Source organism: Nannocystis punicea, from assembly GCF_026965555.1.
In the GTDB taxonomy this organism is placed as follows: domain Bacteria; phylum Myxococcota_A; class Polyangia; order Nannocystales; family Nannocystaceae; genus Nannocystis; species Nannocystis punicea.
In genome coordinates this window covers 12,162,423-12,184,029 of sequence record NZ_CP114040.1, presented here as the reverse complement: position 1 = coordinate 12,184,029, position 21,607 = coordinate 12,162,423, and the positions used below count along the sequence as shown (strand labels likewise).

Below are 21,607 nucleotides of genomic sequence, written 5' to 3'. Positions count from 1 at the left end.
CTGCGCGAGCGCGCTCGTTCGCTCGCCCGCGCCGGTTCGGGTACGCTGCTCGGGCATGTCGCCTTTGCGCGGGGAGAGATTGTCGATCGGGGCCCTCGCGGTGCTGTCCTGGGCCCTGCTCGCGTGCACCGGCCATGACTCGGCCTCGCGGGCGCGAGCGAAGCCCGCCGTGCCCGCGCCCGAAGCCGAGCCCCCGACGCCCGCCGCGGAGGTCGAGCCGGCGGGCTTCGGCCCGCCGGGTCGTTACGCGGTCGACATCCGCAGGACGCTGTCGGGCAAGCAGCACCGCAACGTGGCCCACGAGGACACCCGGGCCTCCTTCGTGCTGAACCTGAACGCCGACGGCCAGGCCAACGCGTGCCGGGGCATCCGCACACGCAGCAGCTACAACGGCCCCGATGTGCGCCACAATGCGTATGCTGCCGAGCAGCAGGGCTACCGCGGCCGCTGGGAGCTCGCGGGCGAATGGCTGCACATCGAGCTGAACACCGACGATACCCGCTGTGCCCGCGAGCTGCTGCTCGAGAATGGGGCGCCGCAGCGGTGGCTGCTGCGCTGCCGCAAGCTCGAGACCAGCGAGCATTCACGGTACGCCGAGCCGCTCCTGGCCTGCGCCCTCGACAACTCGGAGGAGCACAAGTACCGCGAGTCCCGCGGCTTCTTCGTGCCCGAGGTGATCGCCGGCGACTGGCTGCTCCTCGCCCCCGGCGACGGCCTGCGCGTCGACTGGCACGACAAGTTGGCGGGGGTCGTCACGAAGGCGTCGAAGCTGACGCTGAAAGCGGCGGAGAGCCGGGTGGAAGACGACACCTGGACGAAGCCAGAATGAAGGCGATTTATTGATATGTTCGATCGGTCATGTCTGCATGACATCGACGTGCCCGCAGGCGAGCCTGATGCAGGCTGAAGGCGACGAATGAGGGAGAGAGGGCGCATCTGGACATGGCGGCGCACACCGACCGGCGGACGATGGCTCGGCTGGTCGCCCGCGGGGGTGGTCTTGCTGGTGGTTCTCCTCGGCCTCGTCCCCATCGTGTGGTGGCTCGGGCCACTCGCGCTGCTCGGGTCGATCGCGCTCGTCTCCTGGGAACGGGTCGGCGTCGATGCCGCAGGGGTGACGTGGATCCGCGGCCTCGGGCCGATCCCCTGGGCCTGGCGCAGATTCCCGGCGGGAGGAACGTTCATCGTCTACGAACTGCTCGACGAGGGCCGCGAGCCGCGAGAGGTCGCGTACCGCATCGACGTCGAGGAGCACGTGCTGTTGACCTGCTCCGAGCCGGAGCGCGTCCGGTCGCTGCTCGAGGAGGCGGCCGGTGGTGGTGCGAATCGTCCGACTTGAGCGAGGGACTAGCGAATAGCGATAGCGCGCTGCATGGCCCGTGCTCGTCGACGCTGATCGGCGCCTCGAGCGAGCCGCTGAAAAATTGTTCGACGGTCTTGGCGACGATGACGCCGTCGGTGCGGACGTAGCGACCGCGCCCGGGTAGAGGCGATCGCGGACGTCGTGGTCGGCGTCGGAGAGCCAGGCGATGAAGGTCTTCCAGGTGTCGTCGGCGAGCCCGCTCTGCAGGGCGTATTGACGGCACCCGCCGTCGCCCTCGAGGCCGCCGAGGTCACCGTCGTTGTGGAGCGCGGCAGAGGCGAAGATTCACCGGTTCTTGGTGCAGTCGTGGCAGCGGTCACCCACGATGTCGTTGGCGCCGTCGCACTCCTCGTCGCCCTCGACGACGCCGTCACCGCACACTGGGTCCGTGGCTCCGGTGGTGGTGCCGGTCGTGGTGGTGTCGATGCCGCCGGAGGTCGAGCCGGTGCTCTCGGTCATCGCCGTGGTGCCCGAGTCCGAGGCATCGCCGGCGCTCTCGCCGTCGCTCTCGCTCGCGGCTTCGGTGGTCGTCATGATCGTGGTCGAGGCGTCGTCCCCGGTGCTCGAGTCTCCGGTCGTGGTCGTCGTCATCGGCAGCGACTGGATGTACTTCAGGCCAGGTGCCACACAGCCGGCCAGGAGCAGCGTGGAGGGCAGAAGCAGGCCGATGCGCGAGATCGCGCGACGATGTCATGAGCGTCGGAGGCCTGTCAACCGTCGCTATCGTGGGGGCAATCTCGCAGCGAGGGCGACGGGCTCCCACGATGCGCCGTGTCTCGTCCACGCTCATGCTCGCGAGCATCAGCAAGCCAGTAGAGGCTCCGGCAGCTGCGCAGGCGCGAAGACGCTGGCCGTTTGAACCCGCGACCAGCGAGCGTGCAAGGACGTAGGGGCGCCGGGAGCCAATGGCGCAAGGGAGTAGAGCGCGAGGAAGCAGGACGCCGAGACAGCTCAGTGCGCGCAAGGGAACGAAGAAAGGCAAGCGTGCGCTGCGGAGCTCGCGGAGAGCAAGGCCGTAGGAGATTGCGTGTCTGCGCGAGGACGTGGCTCGGGCGAGCAAGGCCGTAGATGTTGCGAGTGCGAGCCAAGGGGGGCTCCCTGGGGCCTGCCGGGACGAGAGCAAGAGCGTAGAGGGCTGGCGTGCGAGGTGAGAGCAAGGGCGTAGGTGTCGATTGCGAAGCGTAGGGTGAGTGCCAACCAAGGGCGTAGGCTAATCGCCTGCGCAAGGAAGTAGGCCTCAGAGTGAGAGAGCGAGGGCGTAGGCCGGCGAACTTGAAGCAAGAACGTAGGTCGATTCGATCGGCTCGATGCAGTAGGCCGCGGGCGAGAGGGCGTAGGTCTGCGAATTTGAAGCAAGGACGTAGGTCGATTCGATCGGCTCGATGCAGTAGGGCCGCGGGCGAGAGCAAGGGCGTAGAGGCATTGCGGCGCGAGGCGAGGGCGAGAGAACAACGACGTAGAAACATTCGGCAGGCCGGCGTGCGCACCGCCAAGGCAGTAGCGTGGCTGCGGGCGAGGCAGCATCCTTGGAAGCAAGGATGTAGATGGGCTCCGAGCAAGGGAGGCGCAAGGCTACGGACACTCGCAATCGCGCGAGGCCGCGGGGATGCATCTCGATGTGGAGGGTTCGCCGGCTGCCGAGGGTCAGCGATGCTGCCGGTCGATTCAAACCCGCATTTCGTGCGGCGCGCTCGCTCGTGAATTGCGAACGGGGCTCGTGGGCTGCAAGCAGTCCACGAGCGCTGCCTCGCTTCTGTTCTCAGGTCAGGCGGTCGAGCTCGCCGGTCGTGGGCAGCTGCGTGTCGCCCTTGAGGGTCACGCTGGTCTCGCCGACCTGGTCGACGTCGGCGCCCATGGCTTTGGCGATCGACACCAGCAGGCGGTTGTGCGGCGGCCCCTGCGGCTCGTCGCCCCACGTCCCTTTAATAATATTCTTCTGGGCCCAGCGGACGTAGCGCCCCGTTTTAAAATGGCTGGTGGCCCCGGCCATCACGATCGGCCACTGGTTCATGCTGTGTTCGCCGGTGCACAGCTCGTTGCCCCAAATCACCAGAGTGTCGTCGAGCAGCGTGCCGCTCTCGCTCGGCACGGCGTCCAGCGCCGCCAGAATATTCTTGAAATCTTCGGCGTGGATCTTGTGGTAGTTCGTCATCACCTGCATCGCCGTCGGGTCGGTCGAGGCCTGGTGCGCGTAATCGTTGTGGAGGTCGCCGGGCGGGGCGCTGACGTGTTCGTTGCGCAGGCCGCTGAAGGCCAGCATTGCGACGCGGGTCAGGTCGCACGAGAGCGCCAGGGTGGTCAGGGTCGTGAACACCTGCGCGCGGTGGAAGTAGAACTGCGGGTCCTCCCACGGCGGGCCGCCGTCGGGCTCGGCCGGGGCCTCGCAGACGATGTTGGCCAGGTTCTCGAGCTGCTGGCCGAGCGAGTGCAGCAGGTCGCGGTGCTGCTCGACCTTGAGCTTGTCCTCGCCCGACATCTTCGGCGCGAGCGCGTTGTACTGCTCGCGCACGAGGGAGACCACGCTGCTCTGGCGGTCGCGGATCGTCTTGAGGTCGTCGGGCGGCTCGTTGGGGTCGACCGGGCCGTTCGGGAACAGCTTGCTGTAGAGCTGCCACGGGTCGGTGATCCACGGCAGCGCCTTGCCGCTCGGATCGTAGCTGTAGGCCCAGCTGCCGTGCGACACCTGCAGCGAGGCGATCTGGCCGGGCTCGGCGATCGCGCCGGCGACGATCTGGTCGATCGAGGGGCCGGCCGCGAGCGCGACGCCGCCGTCGACCGGCTGCGCCAGAGTGCCGGTGAGACAGGTGGCGTGGCCCTCCTCGTGCTCGTTGATCCCCGTCATGTGCCCGGTCGCCATGCCGACGCCGTCGAGCACCAGCAGGCGGTCGCGGTAGCCGTGGAGCGGCCGCAAGATCTCGCTGAAGTCGGCCTCACCGAGCGCGCCGAGCGGCGCCTCCCAATCTGTATCTTCGGGCAGGTTGCCCGGGCGCATGCGCCAGTTCTGATAGACGGTGCCGTGCTCCGTCATCAACATCAGCAGCCGCTTGACCGGGCCCGGCGGCTCGGCGCGGGCGCCTCGCGGCAGCAGCGAGGGCAAGCAGAGCGCGCCGAGGCCGAGGCCGAGGCCGCCGAGGAAGCTGCGCCGCCGCAGGCGCGGCGCGCGGAGGTGCGAGGCGGTCATGGGGCCTCCTTTCGGGTGCGGAACGCGTCGCTGGTGACGACGGCGAGGAGGAGCGCACGGACATCGCCGCTGGCGGCGGCGAACTGGGCCCGCAGGTCGCCGAGGCTGCACAGGTCGTCCGCGGTGGTGCCGCGGCCGAGGGCGTAGCGGTAGACCTGCGAGACCACGCAGTTGTGGGCCTGGGTGCTGGTGGCCAGCTTCTCCGACAGCTCGAGCGCGCCGTCGAAGGCGCCGTCGACGTCGGTGCCGATCAGCTCGCCGCTGGCGTCGACCGGCTCGCCGTTGTCGAGGTCGCGCCAGCGGCCGAGCGCGTCGTAGTGCTCGAAGCCGAAGCCGACGCCGTCGATCGTGGTGTGACACGAGGCGCAGTCGGCCTGCGCGGTGTGCTTGGCGTAGCGTTCGCGGTTGGTCTTCGGCTGGCCGGGCTGGCCCTCGTCGGGCGGGTTGGTGTTGACGTTGGCGGGCGGCGGCGCGGGCGGGACGCACAGCAGCCGCGCGAGCACGAACACGCCGCGCTTGACCGGCGAGGGGTGGACCGCGTGGGCGGTGCGGGCGAGGAAGCCGGCGCGCGTGAGGATCCCGCTGCGCTGGGAGGAGTCGAGGAGGACGGGCGCCCACTCGCCGGGCGGCGGCGGGTCGACGCCGTACAGGGCGGCGAGGGTGGCGTCGACGTCGGTCTCGGTGCTGGTGAGCAGCGAGGCGAATGTACCTGGCCCTTCGAACAGGGTCGACTCGACGAAGCGGTCGAGCTCGGCCCGCATGGCGGCGCGCAGGTCGGGGGTGTAGTTCGGGTAGGTCGCGGGGTCGGGGTTGATGAGCGCGACGCCGTCGAAGTCGAACCACTGGCGGTGGAAGTTGACGAGCGCGCTGCGGGCCCTGGCGTCTTCGAGCATGCGCATCGCCTCGGCGGCGAGGCCCTCGGCGGTGTCGAGGTCGCCGGCTGCGGCGGCCGCGAACAGCTGGGCGTCGGGCATGCTGTCCCACAGGAAGTAGCTGAGGCGCGTGGCCAGCTCGTGGCCGGTCAGCGCGACGGCCTCGCCGCCGATGGCCGGCTCGCCGCCGAACTCGAGGAAGTAGAGGAACGCCGGCGACTGCAGCAGCGCCTGGGTGGTCAGCTGCAGCGCGACGGAGAAGTTGGTCTCGGCCAGCTGCTGGTCGAAGAAGCCGAGGAAGGCGGCCTCCTCGTCGGCGGTGAGCGGGCGCCGGAACGCGCGCGCGCCGAAGTCGAGGATGAAGCCGTGACCGCACTGCTGCGGCTCGCCGCCGCCGTCGATCGCGCACGGCAGGAACGCCTCGGGGGTGGCCCACGCGGCCTCGGTGACGGCCAGCGCGGCGCGCTGGTACTGCTCGATGAGCAGGGCCGAGGGGGTCTGCACGTCGGCGTTGTTCTCGAAGCCGTTGACCTTCGGGTCGACCGCGATCGTCTGCGGCGGCAGAGTCACGCCGGGGAAGAGGTCGCGGACGGTGTTGTTGTACTGAGTGTGGGTGAGCCGCCGCAGCGGCGCGGGGCCGGGGTCGAGCGGGCCCTCGCACTCGGCGGGCTCGCCCTCGGTCGGGTCGACGCCGGTGCCCTCGCTCGTGGTCGGCGTCGACGTCGTCGCCGCGTCGGTGGCGGTGCCGGGGCCGTCGGTCACGGCCGCGGTCGCCGAGTCGTCGTCGTTGCCGCCGCCTCCGCTGCATCCCAGGGCCACCATGCCACCGAGCATCCATGCTCGTGCCTGTCGCCTGTCGATCATCACCAGTCCTCCCGCCCTCGCCTCACTGCGCGGCGATCACAGCTACAGGAGGCCGCGGGGTGCTGTCAAACGCGCGCGCACGCGCGAGGCGAGGGCGCGCGCATGCGATGGGGTCTCATGACACCTTGCGAGGCCCGTAGCGACCTCGCTACCGTGGCTCGGTGCGGCAGATGTGGATCGGGGCGGCGCTGGTCGTCGCATGTCAGGGCGGTAGCAAGGGTTCGGCGGGGATCGACAGCACCAGCGAGGCGACATCGACGACGTCGACGTCGGGCGCGTCGGAGGACGTGACGTCTTCACCGACGACGTCGGCGACCACGTCGAGCGAGACGACCACTGCGAGCACGTCGACGAGCACGACCGAGGCGGTGACGACGACCGAGGGGCCGATCACCACCGAGGCGACGTCGACGACGACGGGGCCGCCGCCGGTGACTTCGGTGCCCGTGTTCATCGCCCAGGGCCACTACGGGCGCACGACGATCTCGTGCGACGACGGCCACACGTGGATTCAGAACACCTCGCAGGACGACAGCGTGCGCTGCTTCGAGGACGGCCTCGACTGCGATCACAACGCCTTCGCCGGCCGCGGGATCGCCCACGGCGAGCAGACCTTCGTGCTGACGTGGGGCTGGGGCGCGCCCGGCTCGGTGGTCCGCAGCGAGGACGCGGCGATGTTCGAGACGGTGCTCGGCGACACCCCCACGTTCGCCGACATCGCGTTCGGCAACGGCCGCTTCGTCGCCAACAACTCGACGACGCAGATCTCCGACGACCTCGGCAAGACGTGGGTCGAGGGCGGCCCGCTCGACATCGGCATCAACACCCGCGCGATCGAGTTCTTCCCGCACGAGGCCGGGGGGTTCGTGGTGTCCGGCGAGAGCGGCGAGCAGCGGGCCATCGTCCGCAGCCCCGACGGGGTGACGTGGACGCCGGCGACGACGCGACCGCCGCAGTGCGGGGGCTACGTGATCGGCATGGCCTATGGGGCAGGTGTGGGCATCATGGCCAGCGGCAACGGCCACGTCTGCCGCACGACCGACGGCGGCGACACGTGGGAGTACGTGCCGGTGGCGGCGGGTCTGTCGTCGCCGCCGATCTGGACCGGCTCGGAGTTCTTTGTCTACGAGGGCTCGACGCTGCACCGCAGCGCCGACGCGACGAGCTGGCAGAGCGAGCCGATCTCGCCCGCGGACCTCTCGATCGGGCAGATCGCCCGCAGCCCCGCGGGCACGTTCGTGGCCGCGAACGCCGGCTGGATGGTCTGGTACGAGCAGCAGAGGTTCTTCCGCAGCGAGGACGGGGTGAACTGGGAGGTGCTGGCCCCCGAGGCGTTCACGGGCAGCCACCCGATCTACTTCATGGCCCACGGGGAGGTCGCGCCCGGGGCCGGGTGCCCGGCCGAGTAGACGGAGCGGACCGCGAGCGAGAGGACATGTCCATCCGGACATGTCCCCTCGGACATCGCCGCTCAGCGGACGCCGAGGCCGAGCAGGGCCGTCTGGGCGTAGACGACCTCGCCGGCGCCGAACGCCTCGCGCAGGCGGGCGAGCGCCTCTCGCTCGAAGGCCTGCCAGCGCTCCGGCGGCAGCCGCTGGTGCAGCAGGGCGATCGGGGCGTTGCCGCGGACCTGGAAGGTCCACAGGGCGTCGACGTCGGCGAAGCGGAACTCGTGGGTGACAGGCAGGACGCGGACGTCGACGAAGCCGGCGGCGCTCAGGGCGGCAGCGAGCTCGTCGGGCTGGCCGAGCGGGGGTCCGCCGCCGGCGGGCAGGGACTCGGGCATCACCGCGCGCATGGCCGCGAACAGGGCGGTGAGCGGGTTCGACGCGTCGAAGGGCATCCACGAGCCGATCACTGCGCGGCCGCCGGGTCGCAGCACGCGATGCAGCTCGCGCAGGCCGCGGCCCAGGTCGGGGAAGAAGATCAGGCCGAACATCGAGAAGGCGGCGTCGAAGCTCGCGTCGGGCCACGGCAGGTCCTGGCCGTCGCCGACGCGGGCGTCGACCTCGAGGCCGGCCCGGGTCGCCCGCTCGCGCAGGCGGTCGATCATCGCCGCGGCGAAGTCGAGGGCGGCGACGTGGGCGACCGCGGGGGCGACCTGCAGCGCGAGGGTGCCGGGCCCGCAGGCGACGTCGAGCACGCGCGCGTCGGCGGTCGGGGCGGCCAGGGCGATGGCGTCGCGGGCGTAGGGGATCACGAAGTGCACGCCGCGTTCGGCGTACCACTCGTCGACGAGGTTCCACGACGCCGGATCGGCGAGAGGCGAATGTTGGGTCATGCCACACGGTGACCGCCGCCCGGGCCCCCGACAAGCCGCGCCGGCGTGCGCAAGGTCAATTTTTGCAAACGCATTGCAAGAGTAGATCGAGTGCGAGTACGGACGGGCGCGCCGCGGCCGTGGCGGCGCGGACGGGCGGCGGGCCGCGGGCCGGTAGATGCAAGCGAAGGTCTTTTGCAATTTGACTTGCAAGAACGCGCGGCGTACCGTCGCGCCGTGACCGCCGCCCTGCATCGCCTGTCCGGCGCGATCGGGGCCGGCCGCGAGGGTGCGGGCCCCGCGGCGCAGGGCTTCGGCGGCCACGGGCTGAAGGCGCGGCCGCACGGTCGCGGCGCGCCCGTCCGAGAATTTGCAATCACCCCGCGACATCGCGCAAGGAGAGTCGTCATGCCACGTCCGAAGATCCTCGTCCTCGTCACTGCCATCGCCCTCGTCGCCGGCTGCAACGGCGGAGGCGGCGCGACCGGAAGGGTGCAGGTGTTCGTCGAGGCCGAGGACACCATCCCGGAGGGGCTGCAGGCCGGCGACGGCGAGGAGAACATCGTCGACGGCTGGGCCGCGAACTACACCAAGTTCCTGGTGGTGGTCGGCAACTTCCGCGCCGGTCGCAGCGCCGACGCGTCGGCCTCGCTGGCCGACCCCGCGGTCTACGTGGTCGACCTGCTCAACCTGCCGGCGGGCGGCTTCGTGCTGACCGAGTTCGACGACGTCGAGGCGGTCCGCTGGGACCGCGTCGGCTACGACATCCCCAACGCCTCGGCCGCGGCCGAGGCGGCCGAGGGGACCTCCGCGGCCGACCACGACTTCATGGTCGAGAGCGGCTTCTCGATCTACGTCGAGGGCGCGATCACCAAGGCCGACGGCCAGTCGTGCCTGCCGGGCACGGATGATTGTGTGGCGGTGGCCGAGGTGAAGTTCGCGTGGGGGCTCGCGGCCGGGACGTCGTTCGACGACTGCGCGCCCGAGGAGGGCGACGCCGGCTTCGCGGTGCCGTCGGGCGGGACGGCGCAGATCAAGCCGACCATCCACGGCGACCACTGGTTCTTCACCAACATCACTCAGGGCGCCGAGATCACCGAGCGGCGCGCGCAGTGGATCGCCGACAGCGACCTCGACCGCGACGGCTCTGTCACGCTCGACGAGCTGCGCATGGTCAAGGCCGCCGACGTGTTCAAGCCGGAGCTCGGCTACTCGGTGACGGGCGCGCAGATCCCCGTGACCACCGCGTACGACTACCTCGAGGCCCAGGCGCGCACGCTCGGCGACTTCCAGGGCGAGGGCGAGTGCCCGACGCGGGCGCCGCTGTGAGTCGATCGCGCAGGAGCGCGATCGCAGACGCTGCCCCGCGGAGCAATGAGGAACCTCTCGCGTCCGCGGGCGCGTGCGCGCGCGGGGGCGGCTCGGGGGCGAGTTCATCGCTGGGCCGGCGCTGTTAGGCTCGGATGGGATGCCGAACAAGTTCGCGGGGTGGGGCCTGATGTTCGCGCTGCTGATGGCGTGCGCCGAGGGGACCATCAGCGACACAGGGTCGATCCCGCTGCCCACCACCAACAACCCGACCATCACCACGGCCCACCCGAACTCGTCGGCCGGCGACAGCGACAGCAGCAGCAGCGGCGGCGGCGGCAGCGAGGACGGGACCAGCGAGCCGCCGACGTCGAGCTCGCCGGGTTCGAGCGACCCGCTCACGACGACGACCGTGCCTCCGGGGGTGTGCGGCGACGGCAACGTCGACGCGAACGAGGCCTGCGACGGCGAGTCGCTGGTCGGCAGCACGTGCACGACCGAGGGCTTCGGCGCCGGCACCCTGCTGTGCGGACCCGACTGCCAGCTGTTCACCGACGGCTGTTACACCTGCGGCGACGGCCTGGTCCACATGGCCGAGGCGTGCGACGGCGCCAACTTCAACGGCAAGAGCTGCGTCGGCCTCGGCTACGGCGGCGGCAACCTGGTGTGCGCGCCGAATTGCAAGAGCATCGACACGGCCGGCTGCACGCCGCTGGCGAGCTGCGGCAACGGGGTGAAGGAGGGCGCGGAGCAGTGCGACGGGCCCCAGCTCGGCGGCCAGAGCTGCGTCGGCCTCGGCTACGACCAGGGCCTCCTGTCGTGCACCGCGTCGTGCACGATCGACACGTCCGGCTGCGAGACGCTGACGTGCGCAGGTCAGGGCGAGTTCTGCATCTTCGACGAGAACAACCCGCAGTCGAATTGCTGCCCGGCGGGGGTGAAGGACAACATCCTCGGCATCTGCGACATCTTCATCTGCTTCTGAACCGCGCGGCGGCGCCCGCGGGCCCTCGCTGCCGCGTCGAGGCGGTCGTGGCCCAGGTGGCGACGCGGGCGCTCGGGGGACGCGAGTGATGGACGACGACGACGACGATGGAATGACGCGTGACGGACTCGACGCGGCGCTCGAGTGGTTGGCGACGCGAGCGCGGCTGCAGCGGGCCCCGCGAGGGGCGCTGCCGGGCTCGATCGTGGCGCTGCGCCACCGCCTCGGGCGCGCGCTGCCGGCGAGCCTGGTCGAATTCCTGGAAAAATATCACTGGATCGCCACCAACTCGATCACCACTCTGGCGGTCGAGAGCGCGGAGCGGCGGACGATCGAGGCGGCGCGGCGGGTGGTCGCGGAGTACGTCGAGACGACGTGGCGCTCGCTGCCGGAGGTCGACGAGACGGCGCGCGCCAGCGGCGAGGCGCTGCGGGCGTGGATCCCGGTGGTCGAGATCGGCAACCCGCTGCCCTTCGGCAGCGCGCTGTTCCTCGACGAGCTGGGGGCGTTCCGCCACGCGTCGGTGCGCGAGTTCCCGTTCACGCGAGTGTCCGCTGAATCGACGGCCGAGTTCGCGACGGCGCTGCTGACCACGCTCGCGGATTGGCACGACGGTTGACGCCGCGGCGCGCAGCGGGCTCGAGCGGCGCTCGACCCGACGCGATCGCCGCGAGTTGCCGCGAGTTCCGATCACCCTCAGTCTTGCGATTATGCACCGCCGCCGATTGTTGTCACCCCTGAGCCTGCTGTTCTGGATCGGCGTGGCCTACATGCCCGCGCTGTCCGGATACTTCTTCGGGCCCGACCGTTGGTACCACCGCTTGCACAAGCCGGACTGGACGCCGCCCGACTCCGTGTTCGGCCCGGTGTGGATGGCGCTGTACGCGATGATGGGCCTCAGCGTCTACCTGGTGGCGCGGAAGGACAAGCACCCGCTGCTGCCGTGGGCGATCGGGCTGTTCTTCCTCACCCTGATGCTCAACGCCGCCTGGTCCCCGCTGTTCTTCGGCCTCCACCGCCCCGACCTGTCGCTGGTGTGCGTGGGCGTGCAGTGGTTCGCGCTGGTGTCGATGACCCGCGCGTTCTTCAAGATCCGCCCGGCGGCCGGCTTCCTGCAGATCCCGCACCTCCTGTGGGTGACGTTCGCGTTCGCCCTGAACGCGTCGATCTGGAACCTCAACCGTTGAGCCCGGCGGGCGCCGTGGGCTGTCCCCGGGGACAGCCCACGGTCGGTCTGCCTCTTGTCCTCCGGGACATGTGTTGAAAGGCATGTCCCGGGGGACATTTTATCTTTCAATCGGCGGTCGCGGGGGCGAGGAGGTCGAGCGGCGCGGCGGGCTCCGGGTCGCGGGTGAGGCGATCGTCGGGCTCGCAGCGGAGGCGGGAGATCTGGCCGCCCCCGGCGATCTGCAGGCCGTATTCGCCGGTCCACACGCCCAGCTCGGGGCGGAGGTCGAGGTCGGCGCCAGGGGCCTGCGGGTCGAGGCGGAGGGAGCCGCCCTGCCAGGCGAGGTCGAGGACCGGCCGGCCTCCGCTGCAGCGCGGTGAGCGGGCGGTGAGCGGGGGGCCGAGTGGCTCCTTGCGCGGGGTGAGGAGGCGATCGGCGAGGGTGACACGGTGGACGCGGGCGCACGCGGCCGTCGCGTCGTCGTCGCTCAGGCGGCACAGCTCGTCGATGCCGGCGTCGTCGCCGGCGCACCACGAGACCAGCGCCTCGCCGTCGAAGCCGCGGCGGATCGGCGGGCGACAGGGGACGCGGCGAAACTTCGGAGTCGAGGTGGCGGCGGCTCCGCGCGGGAGATAGAGGTCCGCGTGGCTGGGGCCGCCGTGCCAGGCCCAGACGTCGACGAGGATCCCCGCGCCGAGGTCGACGAGGGCGCCCATGCTCGACTGACCGCCGTCGACGCCGACCTGGCCGACGCGCTCGAAGCCGTCGCTGCGGATCGCAAACAAATGATAGCCGGGGCACGGGCGCGTGCCGCCGACGACGCGATCGCGGCAGGGGACGGGCGCACCGAGCGAGGCGACCACGGCGGTGTCGGGGCCGAGGGCGAGGGCTCGCACGCGCGAGCTGTCCCAGGCGAGGAGCGCCTCGGCGGTGAAGCGATCGAGGACGCGCGCGCTCGTCACGGAGAGGTCGTCGGTGAGGGCGACGACGCCGAGCTGGCCGCTCGGAGGTTCGGAGCCGAGCGCGGCGACGTGGGCGATCCACGTGCCGCCGTTCGCGGTGCCGAGGGCGAGGTCGACGATCTCGCCCTCGGTGCGGAGGACGAGCCGGGGGGCGCCGAGTGGTCGGCCGCGAGGGTCGAGCCGCTGCGCGACGATCTCGCTCGCCTCGCCGTCGTGGCGCGACCACACGACGAGGACGCCGGTGGCGCTGGCGGCGTAGTCGAGCGGACCGGAAGTGAAGTTCGGCGCGGGTTCGGCGGCGGGCCGAGGCGCGGCGAGGTCGGGGCGCGCCTCGGGTTCGACGGGCGCCTCCGCCGGGGCGGAGACAGGCGGTGATTCGCCGGCGGGCGCGTTGGCCTTGCAGCAGGCGAGCGCGAGCGCAGCGGCGAGGGAGCGCGGAGGAGCGGCGCGGCTCGACATGCCGCGAGGGTAACAAGAAATCACCGCGGGTCGCGAGGGCGGTACAATCGGGAGATGGCGAGCGCGCGAGACGGGCGACCGCTGCGAGAGCTGCTGAGGAGCCGCGGCGTCGACGATGCTTGCCGGTCGATCGACCCGAACGACCCGCAGCTCGAGGGGCTGCTCTACGAGGGCCGGCGCGCGATCGTAGGGGACGCGCGGGCGGCCGAGCACGAGGCCCGCGCGCTGAAGCTCGGGCCGGCCGAATACGCGGCGTTGCGGGCCCAGCAGCGGCGACCCCTCAATCACATGATCTCGGGCGCGCCGCTGTCCAGCGACTCGCCCGCGCCGTTCGTGCTCGACGGCCTCGCGTGCCGCAGCGTGTGGTGTTTCTATCAATGCTTGAAGGTGCCGGAGGGCGAGCCGTTGCGCGCGGCGGTGGCGGCGGGCACCTCCGGGCGGCGGCGGGTCGGCACGGGCGGGCGGCGGACGTTTCGCTGGCGCGGCGAGGAGATCGCGGTCGACTCGCCGGCGCACGCGGGCCTGATCGCGCGGGCGACCGAGGCCAAAGTGTCGGCCCACCCGCTCGTGCGCCAGGCGCTGCTGGCGACCGGGATGTCCCTGCTGTACATGGGACAGCGGGACGCGCAGGCGCTGGCGCGCACTATGCCGTTCGCGCTGATGGTGGTACGATTCAGGCTGCGATGAGAGTGATGTGAGGTGTCTTTGAGAGCATGCTCGAGAGGGCATGCTCCAAGGGTCAGGCGAATCGGCGCTCGAACGGGCCGATGGTGCGGCGCTCGGGGCTGGTGTCGAGGACGGCGAACACGACGCGGGCGAAGGCGCCGCGGAAGGGGCCCGCGAGGGCGGCGTGGAACTGGGCGGCGACGAGCTCGGGGTCGCAGCCGAAGGCGCCGCAGCCCCAGGCGCCGAGGACGACGCCGTCGTGGCCGGCGCGGGCGGCGACCGCGAGGACGCGGGCGATCCGGCCGGCGAACACCTGCGGCAGCTCGGCGTCGCGCTCGGGCGCGTGACGCCGCAGGGCGTTGCGGTTGGGCGCGGCGGCGGTGATGAAGCCGCAGGACCACGGCTGCTCGAGCAGCGGGCCGTCGTCGCCGCGGAACACCGGGACCCCCGGCGAGTGCACGATCCAGTCGCCGTGCATCGCGTCGTGCCACCCGCCGCGCTCGCCGTACATCGCCTGTCCTTCGAGACATACGTACAGCGCGGAGGCGCGGCACAGGGACTCCTCCTGGGCGCGGGCGCCGGTCAAGAAGCCGCCCCCCGGCTTGCGCGCGGAGGCGAAGTTGAGGGCGACGACGTCGCGGCCGTCGTCGTGGAGCCGACGCGCGGCGGACAGGGTGCTGACATTGACGACCTCGATGCGAGTGGCACGACTGCCGCCCGGGGCGGTGTCGAGGGCGAGCGAGGGCGGGAAGTCGACGGTGCCGGCGACCGCGCGGGCGATCGCGTCCCGCAGCTCGACGACGCGGCCCGACGGGGCGGTATATCGCCCGGCGTGACAGACCTTCAGGGCCTCGGCCCCCATGGCCGCGGCGTCGGACCGGGAAATCTCGCGCGGATCCTGCATGGGCAGAGCTTCGCCGATCGGGCGGGCCCGCGTCGACGGATCGAGAGCGCGCCCGGCCATTCGCCCGCCCGCGGCGGATTTGGTAGCGTGCGGCATGATTCGCAGACTGCGCATTTTCGCGTGTACGGCCTGGCTCGCGGCGGGTTGTTCGGGCGGCGGCGACGGCAGCACCGACGCGACGACCACGACGACCACGACGGGGACGACGGACGCGCCGGGGACGACGACCGCCGCGGCGAGCGATGCGACCACCACCGGCGAGACGACTGCGTCGACGAGCACGAGCACGAGCACGGACACGACGGCGGCGCCGACGACCGGCGAGCCGGCGACGACCGGCGAGCCGGCGACGACCGGCGAGCCGGCGACGACCGACGCGAGCACGACTGCGAGCACCACCGGAGCGGTCGGCAGCGCGGGTTGTGGGGTGATGAATCCTGCGAGCGGGGCCCTGACGATCGAGGTGCAGGATCAATCAGGGCAGTACATCGTGTCGCTGCCGCCGAACTACGACCCGGATACGCCGTACCCGCTGGGATTCGCGTTCCACGGCCGCAATCGCACGGGGCCCAATTGTCAGGACGGCGACTGCGCCGGGTTCCAGGCGGCGATGGAGGACCACGCGATCCTGGTGTACATGACGTCGCTCGGCGGCACCGGCTGGGAGGGCGACGGGGAGCGCGAGATCAACGCCGAGTTCTTCAACAAGGTGCTCGATCGGCTGGCGAACGATTACTGCGTCGATGAGGCGCGGGTGTTCGCTGCCGGCACCAGCTCGGGCGCTCACTTCGTCAACATCCTCGGCTGCCGCTTCGGCGACCGCCTGCTGGCGATCGCGCCGGTGGCCGGGTACCTGCCGGAGAAGGAGGATTGCGTCGACCGCGTGGCGGCGCTGGTGATCCACGGGTCGCCGACATCCACGTGCCGTTCGCCGACGGCGAGGAGGCGCGCGACTTCTGGCGCGCGCGCAACGGCTGCGACGAACAGACCGCGCCGCCGATCGCCGAGGTGCACGCCGCGGTCGAGGCCGAGCCGGAGAGCCACGCCTGCGCCGCGTATCAGGGCTGCGACGCTGGCCTGCCGGTCGTGTGGTGCGAGCACAGCGAGGGCGGCTACGACGACAGCACGCACGGGTGGCCGCTGTTCGGCGGGCAGCAGATCTGGGAGTTCGTGCAGGCGCTGTGAGCGGGACACGAAAGGGGCCGCGACCGGCGATGCGCCGGTCGCGGCCGTGCGCTGGGCGCTGCGCGGATCAGATGTCGTCTTCGTCGACCTTGAGGTCGAGGCAGACCTGCACGTCGATGAAGATCAGGCCGTCTTCCTCGTGGATGTCGACGTCGGCGTCGATGTTGTCGTCCTTGTCGTCGTCGTGGTCCTTCTTGTCGTCGTCGTGATCGTCGTGGTCGTCCTTGCCGCGGGCTTTGAGCTCGTCGTCGGGCCGGCAGAAGGCGGCGCCGCCGGACTCACACTGGCTGCGGCAGGCGGCCAGGCGCTCCTCCTGGCAGGAGGCGAAGTCGCCACCGCGGGCGCGGTTGGCGATCTCCGTCTGGCACAGCGGCGCGACCGCCTCGGCGGTGCAGTTCGACAGGCACTGCGGGCCTTCGACCATGTCGCACGAGTAGGACCGGAACTGGTCCTCGGCGAGCACGAGCTGCGCCTTGAAGCAGACCTTCAGGGCGATGAATTTGTCGTCGTCGTCGTGGTCGTCGTCGTCGTCGTCGTCGTCGTCGCCGTCACGGGCGTCCCACTGAGTCTCGGGGGCCTGGGAGGCGAGTGGACGCGCCATCGTCGGCTGGGAGGTGACGAACGGCAGTGCGAACGCGAGCGCAGGGGCCAACATGAGAATGTTGCGAGACATGGTGAGCATCCTTTCTTCCGGATGACGGCGAGTCGATCTCGCCGCCGGTCCCGACTCGAAGGATGATTGCGTCGCGCGGCCGAGCAATCGCGAATTGTGGCCAGGAACGGCCGCGCGGGCCCGTCGCCGCCGCTCCGTGCCGCGAATAGACCGGTGAAATCGCGGGTGCCGACCGTCGCCGGACGAGCCCGCGCAGCGGTGAATTGCGGTCGCCGGTCCGAAGGGATGTAACGCGCTACACAATATACATAATCAATCGTGTGAATCGCCCGCCGCGCCGCCGCGTTCGGAGAGCGCGCCGCGGCCCGCGTCCGGGCCGCCGGCGGCCGTTCAGGAGGAACTGGCCGGATTCATTGGACAAGCGGCGCGCCCGCGGCGGCTCCGGAGCCCGCCGCGCACGCCAGGGCCGATCGCCACGTTCGCGGCCATTCGCCGGTCTACACGGCTCGGCCGTCGCCCACACGAGGCGGCGGCGGGCCGCGAGTGCCCGCGTATGCGACATTCATCGCACCTCAGCGCGGCGACCGGCGCGCCGTGAATGGTATGTATATATGTCTGAAGGGGCAGGTCTGGCGGTTATTCGCCGAGCAGCAGGAGCAGGCCTCGCAGCCGCGGTCCAGGGCCGGCCGGCGGTCGACGAGAAATTGTACGGACCGTACCCAGGCATCCAGGGCAGGGACGTCGCAGCAGGAGCAGGGTATCGTCGTGGTCGCAGACGTCCTCGTCGAAGCCGCACGGCTCGGAGAATTTTTGCCCGGGCGTGAACCGGAGCCCCCCCGCCCGCGACTGTACGAACAACACCCCATGAGCCGAGAGACCGATCGTACCCGCCACGAGCTGCTGGCGCTCCGCTGCCGGCGGGGCGAACCGGCCGCGCTGACCGAGCTGGTCCGTACGTGGGAGCCGCGGCTGTTCTTCTACGTCCGGCGGATGCTCGTCGACGAGGAGGAGGCGTGGCAGGTGCTGCAGGAGGTGTGGCTGGCGGTGCTGTCGCGGATCGACGGGCTGCGAGAGCCGCGGTGCCTCCCGCAATGGCTGTACACGATCGCCCGCAATACGCTGATGAGCCACCTGCGCGGGCGCTACGCCGAACGCGAGCGCGCGGCGGCCGAGGCGCCGGAGCCGATCGACGAGGACGACCCGCTGGCCCGCTGGACCGACGCGGAGCAGGTCTACGCCGGGCTGGCTCGCCTGCCGCCGGTCGATCGCGAGGTGCTCACGCTGTGTTTCCTCGATGACCTGTCGATCGCCGAGATCGCCGAGGTCCTGGCGATCCCGCCGGGGACGGTGAAGTCCCGGCTGTTCAAGGCGCGACGGGCCCTGCGGGCCGTGCTGGAAGGAGCGGAGTGATGGCTGACCATTCGGACAGGTTGCGACAACCTGCCGATCGCGGGGGCCCTGGCGATACGCCGGGCGCTGTGAAGTCTCGATCGTTCGACGCGCGACGGGCCTGCGGGCCGTGCTGGAAGGAGCGGAGTGATGGCTGACCATTCGGACAGGTTCTCGGACAGGCTGATCGCGCTCGAGCAGACGCGCGTGAGCGCGGCGCTGCGCGAGCGGCATCGCCAGGAGGTGGAGGCGATGCTGGTGCGGCCGCTCTCGCCGCTGCAGCGGCTGCTGCACGCGGGGGTGGCGGCGACGGGGCTGATCGGCGCGGGGGTGTGCGCGGCGCTGGTGATGACGGAGCCGGACACTCTGGCGCCGCTGGCCCGGGCCATGCTGACGCTGTGCGCGGGGTTCGGGGCCAGCTGGTCGCTGTGGGCCGCGGGGGTGCTGCGGCGGGGGGCGGTGCACCACCGGCGCGATCGCGGGGCGGCGGCGCGGATGGCCTTCGGCTTCACTTTGGTGATGGTGCTGATGGTGGGGGCGCTGGCCGCCGCCGCGCCCGGTCTGAATTCGCTGGCGATGCTGGGGGTGTCGCTGGCGCTGCTGGTGGCGGCGGCGGTAGTGATGCTGATGCACGCGATCGAGCAGGCCGAGCTGCGCGGCCGCGAGCACCGGCTCGCGCTCGAATTGCGGCTGACGGAGCTGGTGGCGGGCTGCCGCGGCCGGGACGGCGATTGTACATAGTCCAAAAGGAGGGGGTCTTGCGAATCGCCCGATCCTCTGGCAAGTTGCGCGGCCTTATGTCCGATATCGACGCTGTCCGCGCGCTCCGCAGCGAGGGGCTCGACGGGCTGGTGCGGCGCCTCGCGCTGCAGACCCGCCGCCACCGCGAGCACCCTCACCTGGTCCTCCTCAAGTACGACATGATCGAGACGCCGATGGGCGACCCGGTGGCCCGGCAGTGTCGCGGCCTGGTGGTCGACGAGGCCGACGATTTTCGCCCGGTGGCGTACCCGTACGACAAGTTCTTCAACGCCCACGAGGGCCACGCGGCGCCGATCGACTGGGGCACTGCGCGGGTGTTCGAGAAGATCGACGGGACGCTGTGCACGCTGTACGCCTATCGCGGGGCGTGGCACGTGGCGAGCGCGTCGCTGCCCGACGCGGCGGGGCAGCTGCGCGGAGCCGGGTGCAGCGTGGCGGAGGCGTTCTGGAAGGTGTTCCACGAGGGTGGTTATGCGCTGCCCGATCGCGCCGACCACTGCTTCATGTTCGAGATGTGCCTGCCGAGCGACCCGGTGCTGATCCGCCACGCGACCCCGCGCCTGCTGCTGCACGGGGCCCGCGACCTGACGACGATGCAGGAGGTCGAGCCCGACCCGTTCGCGCGGGCGTACGGGTGGTCGCTGGTGCCGACGCACGCGGTGAGCGACCTGGCGCAGGCGCTGCAGCTCGCCCGCGAGCTCGACCCGGCCCGCCACGAGGGACTGGTGGCCCGCGACGCCCGCTTCCACAGGGTGAAGATCAAGTCGCCGGCGTTCGTGGCGCTGCACCACATGCGCGGGGCGACCAACCTCCGCCACCTGCTCGAGGTGGTGCGCACCAACGAGAGCGACGAATTCCTGGCCTACTTCCCGGAGGCCCGTCCGGCCTGGGAGGCGGTGCGCCAGCGCTTCTTCGCCCTCCGCGCGGAGGCCGAGGCGGCGCTGGAGCGCGGCAAGGAGATCGCCGACGACCGCACGTTCGGCCAGTCGGTCCGCGACCTGCCCTACAACTCGATCCTGTTCGCGGTCCGCAAGGGCAAGGCGAAGTCGATCGCGGCGGTGTTCGCCGAGATGTCGCTGCAGAACCTGGAAAAACTGCTCCGACTCGGGGAGCTCAGCCGCGAGCTCGGGGTGCCGGTCGAGCCGCGCGCTCGCGGGCCGGTCGACGACGCCTGAAAGCGTGAGGCCGGAGTGCGGGCGACGTCGCCGGGATGGCGAGGACGAACTGCTCCGGCTCGGGGAGCTCAGCCGCGGGCTCGAGGGGTCGCTGGAGCCGCGCTCGCGGGGGGCGAGGACGGCTGAGCGGGAGGTGAGGCCGTCGTCTCGCCTCGCTGGCTTCTGTCCCTTGCGAAATGTCTTCAAAGATATGGCTTAGAGGTCATGACCTCGAGGACATGCCCTATAAGACATGGACTACAGGCCGATCGCTTGCAGGCAGGCGAGGACGAGCGGGAGGGTGGCGAGCGACAGGAGGGTGGTGACGACGGAGGCGGCGGCGGCGAGCTGGCCGTCGCAGCCGGCGTCGGTGGCGATGATCGTCGAGACGACGGCGGTCGGCATGGCGGCCTGCAGGACGGCGGTGCGGGCGACGTCGCCGCGGACGTCGAGGGCGAGCAGGACGAGGCAGGCGATCGCGGGGGCGACGAGCAGCTTGATGGCGGCGATGCCGGCGAGGGGGACGGTCTGGCCGCGTAGCGAGCGGAGGTCGAGGCCGAGGCCGATGGTGAGGAAGGCGAGGACGGGGGTGGTCTGACCGACCTGCGTGAGCGGGCGGGCGAGCGCGGCGGGCAAGGCGAGGCCGCTGACGGCGAGCGCGAGGCCGACGAGCACGGCGACGATCATCGGCTGGCGCAGCAAGGAGCCGGCGGCGCGGAAGAGCCGCGCGCGGAGCGGGCTCTGGACCGGAACCCGCGGCCGCGCCATGGCGCCGGCGAAGGCGACGCCGAAGGTGAGCAGCAGGACGGTGGTGTCGACGGTGTCGATGATCACCGCGGCGGTGGCGGCCCCGTGCGAGCCGGGGAACACGGCCAGGACGAAGGGGACGCCGAGGAAGGCGGTGTTGGCGAAGGCCGCGGTGACGCCGGCGGAGCCCTGGGCGGGCCGCGAGGCGCCGCGCGCCCGCATGAGCAGGACGCCCAGGGCGCAGGCGCTGAACAGGGCGACGGTGCAGGCGAGCACCGCCGGCGCGAGCGCCGGCTCGAGACGCGCGTCGGCGAGGATGACGACGATCAGCGCCGGCATGGTGACCCGCAAGATGACGCGCGCGAGGATGTCCGGGGCGGTGGTCGGCAAGGCCGCCGTGAGCCGGAGCAGCTGGCCGACGGCGACGAGCCCGAACAGGGTGCTCAGGAGGGGAAGGACGTCGCCGGTCGGCACGGGCGAGCTGTTTTACTCGCGATCGCGCTCACTGTCCGCAGGTCGGAGGGCGAGCTGGCGAAAGGGACAGGTGGCGCGAGACCGGGGCCGCGCAGGGCTCGCGCACGGGGAGGACACCGCCGGGCTGGCGCGTCGCGGTGCGGCCGGCGGTCTCGTCGCCGCGGCCCATCGCGCCGAGCGTGACCTTGGCCAGCCGAGGCTGGCGGGATCGAGGGCGAGGTGGGTCGATGAACGCGCGAGGCTGGCGGGATCGAGGGTTGCGAGGGGCGTCGCACAACCCATCGGGCCGAG

Annotated in this window: 22 protein-coding genes; 12 read left to right on the top strand and 10 right to left on the bottom strand. The window is 71.4% G+C overall.

The window, feature by feature from the left end:
• Window positions 1-55: 55 nt before the first annotated feature.
• Together O0S08_RS46855 and O0S08_RS46850 are read left to right on the top strand one after the other, a co-directional pair.
• A complete protein-coding gene (locus O0S08_RS46855; RefSeq protein WP_269036055.1) occupies window positions 56-829 on the top strand; it encodes a hypothetical protein in 774 nt (257 codons plus the stop codon).
• A 171-nt stretch (window positions 830-1,000) separates the two neighbouring features.
• Window positions 1,001-1,339, top strand: coding sequence for a hypothetical protein (locus O0S08_RS46850; RefSeq protein WP_269036054.1), 339 nt, complete (start codon window positions 1,001-1,003; stop codon window positions 1,337-1,339).
• A 309-nt stretch (window positions 1,340-1,648) separates the two neighbouring features.
• Here the strand turns inward: O0S08_RS46850 and O0S08_RS46845 are convergent, their stop codons facing one another.
• From O0S08_RS46845 to O0S08_RS46825, 5 genes are all read right to left on the bottom strand, one after another.
• The gene (locus O0S08_RS46845; RefSeq protein WP_269036053.1) at window positions 1,649-1,990 is read right to left on the bottom strand and encodes a DUF4215 domain-containing protein; all 342 of its coding nucleotides are present in this window, start codon (window positions 1,988-1,990) and stop codon (window positions 1,649-1,651) included.
• Between the two features lie 610 nt (window positions 1,991-2,600).
• Window positions 2,601-2,786: a hypothetical protein gene (locus O0S08_RS46840; protein ID WP_269036052.1), complete on the bottom strand. Its 186-nt coding sequence runs from the start codon at window positions 2,784-2,786 to the stop codon at window positions 2,601-2,603.
• 336 nt (window positions 2,787-3,122) lie between these two features.
• A complete protein-coding gene (locus O0S08_RS46835) occupies window positions 3,123-4,544 on the bottom strand; it encodes a DUF1552 domain-containing protein (protein ID WP_269036051.1) in 1,422 nt (473 codons plus the stop codon).
• Window positions 4,541-6,238, bottom strand: a complete 1,698-nt coding sequence (locus O0S08_RS46830) for a DUF1592 domain-containing protein (RefSeq protein WP_269036050.1) — start codon at window positions 6,236-6,238, stop codon at window positions 4,541-4,543. The genes O0S08_RS46835 and O0S08_RS46830 overlap by 4 nt, the downstream gene beginning before the upstream one ends.
• Window positions 6,239-6,482: 244 nt before the next feature.
• Window positions 6,483-6,734 carry a hypothetical protein gene (locus O0S08_RS46825; RefSeq protein WP_269036049.1) on the bottom strand — a complete coding sequence of 84 codons (252 nt, stop codon included), beginning with the start codon at window positions 6,732-6,734 and terminating at the stop codon, window positions 6,483-6,485.
• On the opposite strand from O0S08_RS46825, the gene O0S08_RS46820 reads away from it, so the two are divergent.
• The gene (locus tag O0S08_RS46820; protein ID WP_269036048.1) at window positions 6,727-7,689 is read left to right on the top strand and encodes a WD40/YVTN/BNR-like repeat-containing protein; all 963 of its coding nucleotides are present in this window, start codon (window positions 6,727-6,729) and stop codon (window positions 7,687-7,689) included. The two genes, O0S08_RS46825 and O0S08_RS46820, sit on opposite strands and share 8 nt — an antisense overlap.
• Window positions 7,690-7,751: 62 nt before the next feature.
• On the opposite strand, the gene O0S08_RS46815 is transcribed toward O0S08_RS46820, so the two are convergent.
• On the bottom strand, window positions 7,752-8,561 hold the full coding sequence (locus O0S08_RS46815; RefSeq protein WP_269036047.1) for a class I SAM-dependent methyltransferase: 810 nt from the start codon (window positions 8,559-8,561) through the stop codon (window positions 7,752-7,754).
• A 387-nt stretch (window positions 8,562-8,948) separates the two neighbouring features.
• Here O0S08_RS46815 and O0S08_RS46810 point away from each other — a divergent pair, with 387 nt between their 5' ends.
• The 4 genes from O0S08_RS46810 to O0S08_RS46795 all read left to right on the top strand — a co-directional run bounded on the left by O0S08_RS46810 (window position 8,949) and on the right by O0S08_RS46795 (window position 12,020).
• The gene (locus O0S08_RS46810; protein WP_269036046.1) at window positions 8,949-9,869 is read left to right on the top strand and encodes a hypothetical protein; all 921 of its coding nucleotides are present in this window, start codon (window positions 8,949-8,951) and stop codon (window positions 9,867-9,869) included.
• A 139-nt stretch (window positions 9,870-10,008) separates the two neighbouring features.
• Complete coding sequence (locus tag O0S08_RS46805; RefSeq protein ID WP_269036045.1) at window positions 10,009-10,833, top strand: hypothetical protein; 825 nt, start codon at window positions 10,009-10,011, stop codon at window positions 10,831-10,833.
• Window positions 10,834-10,945: 112 nt separating this feature from the next.
• A complete protein-coding gene (locus O0S08_RS46800; RefSeq protein ID WP_269036044.1) occupies window positions 10,946-11,452 on the top strand; it encodes a hypothetical protein in 507 nt (168 codons plus the stop codon).
• Window positions 11,453-11,558: 106 nt separating this feature from the next.
• Window positions 11,559-12,020, top strand: a complete 462-nt coding sequence (locus O0S08_RS46795; protein ID WP_269036043.1) for a TspO/MBR family protein — start codon at window positions 11,559-11,561, stop codon at window positions 12,018-12,020.
• A gap of 106 nt (window positions 12,021-12,126) precedes the next feature.
• On the opposite strand, the gene O0S08_RS46790 is transcribed toward O0S08_RS46795, so the two are convergent.
• Window positions 12,127-13,422 (bottom strand): hypothetical protein, encoded by a 1,296-nt coding sequence (locus tag O0S08_RS46790; protein WP_269036042.1) that lies wholly within the window; start codon window positions 13,420-13,422, stop codon window positions 12,127-12,129.
• Between the two features lie 54 nt (window positions 13,423-13,476).
• Here O0S08_RS46790 and O0S08_RS46785 point away from each other — a divergent pair, with 54 nt between their 5' ends.
• Window positions 13,477-14,109, top strand: a complete 633-nt coding sequence (locus O0S08_RS46785; protein ID WP_269036041.1) for an NADAR family protein — start codon at window positions 13,477-13,479, stop codon at window positions 14,107-14,109.
• Window positions 14,110-14,161: 52 nt separating this feature from the next.
• Here the strand turns inward: O0S08_RS46785 and O0S08_RS46780 are convergent, their stop codons facing one another.
• Window positions 14,162-15,376, bottom strand: coding sequence for a TIGR02452 family protein (locus tag O0S08_RS46780; protein WP_269036040.1), 1,215 nt, complete (start codon window positions 15,374-15,376; stop codon window positions 14,162-14,164).
• A 486-nt stretch (window positions 15,377-15,862) separates the two neighbouring features.
• On the opposite strand from O0S08_RS46780, the gene O0S08_RS46775 reads away from it, so the two are divergent.
• Window positions 15,863-16,177: an alpha/beta hydrolase family protein gene (locus tag O0S08_RS46775; RefSeq protein WP_269036039.1), complete on the top strand. Its 315-nt coding sequence runs from the start codon at window positions 15,863-15,865 to the stop codon at window positions 16,175-16,177.
• Window positions 16,178-16,244: 67 nt separating this feature from the next.
• Here O0S08_RS46775 and O0S08_RS46770 read toward each other — a convergent pair whose 3' ends face one another.
• Entirely contained in the window at window positions 16,245-16,850 is a 606-nt protein-coding gene (locus O0S08_RS46770; protein ID WP_269036038.1) for a hypothetical protein, read from the bottom strand.
• A gap of 804 nt (window positions 16,851-17,654) precedes the next feature.
• Here O0S08_RS46770 and O0S08_RS46765 point away from each other — a divergent pair.
• The 3 genes from O0S08_RS46765 (at window position 17,655) to O0S08_RS46755 (ending at window position 20,116) form a co-directional block, all read left to right on the top strand.
• Entirely contained in the window at window positions 17,655-18,200 is a 546-nt protein-coding gene (locus O0S08_RS46765; protein ID WP_269036037.1) for an RNA polymerase sigma factor, read from the top strand.
• A 129-nt stretch (window positions 18,201-18,329) separates the two neighbouring features.
• A complete protein-coding gene (locus O0S08_RS46760) occupies window positions 18,330-18,920 on the top strand; it encodes a hypothetical protein (protein ID WP_269036036.1) in 591 nt (196 codons plus the stop codon).
• A 56-nt stretch (window positions 18,921-18,976) separates the two neighbouring features.
• Window positions 18,977-20,116 (top strand): RNA ligase, encoded by a 1,140-nt coding sequence (locus tag O0S08_RS46755; protein ID WP_269036035.1) that lies wholly within the window; start codon window positions 18,977-18,979, stop codon window positions 20,114-20,116.
• 237 nt (window positions 20,117-20,353) lie between these two features.
• On the opposite strand, the gene O0S08_RS46750 is transcribed toward O0S08_RS46755, so the two are convergent.
• Window positions 20,354-21,316 carry an AEC family transporter gene (locus tag O0S08_RS46750; RefSeq protein WP_269036033.1) on the bottom strand — a complete coding sequence of 321 codons (963 nt, stop codon included), beginning with the start codon at window positions 21,314-21,316 and terminating at the stop codon, window positions 20,354-20,356.
• Window positions 21,317-21,607 lie beyond the last annotated feature (291 nt).